This window comes from Deltaproteobacteria bacterium, from assembly GCA_009929795.1.
In the GTDB taxonomy this organism is placed as follows: domain Bacteria; phylum Desulfobacterota; class Desulfovibrionia; order Desulfovibrionales; family Desulfomicrobiaceae; genus RZZR01.
Window position 1 is genome coordinate 1 of record RZZR01000304.1, and the last position, 1,883, is coordinate 1,883.

The window sequence follows — 1,883 nt, forward strand, 5'->3', positions numbered from 1 at the left end:
CGGCAGGCGTCCATGGTCCGGACGAGCAGGGTCTTGCGATCGGGTTCCGGGGGCTGGGCGGGCCTGTCAAGCGGCGTTTGCTCCCGGAAATAGGCCGGGAGGTCGTCGGGCCGAAGTGTCTGCCCGTCCGTGGCCACGGCGGCGTATTCCAGGGCATTCTTCAATTCCCTGACGTTGCCGGGAAAATCGTGGTCCATGAGGGCTCGCAGGGCGGCCGGATGCAGGTCCAAGCCGTCGCGCGGGCCCAGGGCCCTGATTTCGGAGAGAAAGCGTTCGGCCAGCAGGGGAATGTCCCCGGATCTTTCCCGCAGCGGTGGAAGCTGGAGAACGGCCACCCGCAGGCGGTAGTAGAGGTCGATGCGGAATTCTCCGTTCTGGACCATGGATTCCAGGTCCCGGTTGGTGGAGGCGATCATGCGGACGTCGACGCGCGCCGGGGCCGTGGCCCCCAGGGGGAAGAACTCCCGGTCCTCGATGGCCTGGAGGAGTTTGGCCTGGAGGGAGAGGGGGATCTCGCCGATCTCGTCCAGAAACAGGGTCCCGCCGCAGGCCAGTTCGAACATGCCGGGCTTGTCTTTGCGGGCGTCGGTAAAGGCCCCCTTGCGGTAGCCGAAGAGTTCCGATTCGAGAAGGTTCTCGGGCAGGGCCGCGCAGTTGACCTTGATGAAAGGCCCCATGGCCCGGGATCCGACGTTGTGGATGGCCCGGGCCAGCAGGCCCTTGCCGGTCCCGGTTTCCCCCTGGATGAGGACCGGAACCAGGGACGAGGCCAGGGATTGCACTGATTCGAAGATGCGGACCATGGCCGGAGAGCGGCCGACGATGTCGCCCACGCCGTAGGAGGCCTTGAGCTTCTTGGCCAGAAGGGCCCGCTCGCTGTCGTCGACAAAGGACTCCACTCCGCCGATGACCCGGCCCGCGTCGTCCTTGAGGGTCGCGGCGGTGATCTCCACCGGAATCTCCCGGTTGGCCCGGTCGATGATGCTCACCCGGACCTTGACTAGATCCCGGCCCGAGTCCATGGCCCGCCGCAGAGGGCAGCTCCGTCGGCAGGCGTCGGCCCGGAAGATCTCGTAGCAGCGTCGGCCCATGGCCTGATCCCGGGTGAAGCCGGTCAGCTTTTCGGCCTGACGGTTGAACGAGGTGATCCTGAAGTCGGTGTTGACCGTGAAGATGCCCACGGCCACATGTTCCAGGATGGAGTCGTGCAGGCTGGTCATGGAGTATTGGTTTCCGGGGCCAGGCCGATGGGACGACCGCAGGCGAACATGGGCTCGTGCAGGGGGATGAGGATGTCGGCCGAGGCCTTGACCTTTTTGAGGATGTCGTAGGCCTGGTAGGTATTCACGCTGGTGCCCGGTGGGATGACCTCCATTTCCAGCCCGGTCACGGCCGGGGGCGGGAAGAGGTTCTCCATGATGACGCAAAACCCGGTGATGGCCGCGGTGCCGGCCGGGGTGTCCACGAACACGGTCATGCCTCCGTCGGTGTGGGCCGGGGTGTGCATGACTCGAATGCCGGGGACGATCTCGCGGTCGTTCTCGACGATCTCGATCTGGCCGTTTTCCTCCACGTCTTCGATGTAGTCCTCCAGGTAGCGGTAATCCAATGGATGCGGGTCGTGGATACGTTCGAGTTCCTTGGCGTGGACGTAGAACCGGGCCTTGGTGAATCGGTAGTCATTCTCGCAATGGTCGGAGTGCAGATGGGTGTGGATGACGATGTCGAAGTCCTCGGGGGTCAGGCCGAAGCGGCCCAGGGCCTGGTCGATGGTCTCGATGGGCCCGCCGATGGCCTCTTCCCGGTCTGCGGACTGGATGGGCCGCATCTCCCCGGTGTCGACCAGTATCTTTGTATCACCGCCTTCCAGATACCAGGCGTAA

2 protein-coding genes are annotated in these 1,883 nt (G+C 64.7%); both read right to left on the reverse strand.

Annotated elements, in window-relative coordinates; genetic code table 11:
• On the reverse strand, window positions 1–1,220 hold a 1,220-nt coding region (locus tag EOM25_14455), incomplete at its 3' end, for a PAS domain-containing protein (protein ID NCC26377.1).
• A partial coding sequence (locus EOM25_14460; GenBank protein NCC26378.1) for an N-acyl homoserine lactonase family protein occupies window positions 1,217–1,883 on the reverse strand: 667 nt, incomplete at its 5' end. The genes EOM25_14460 and EOM25_14455, both read right to left, overlap by 4 nt.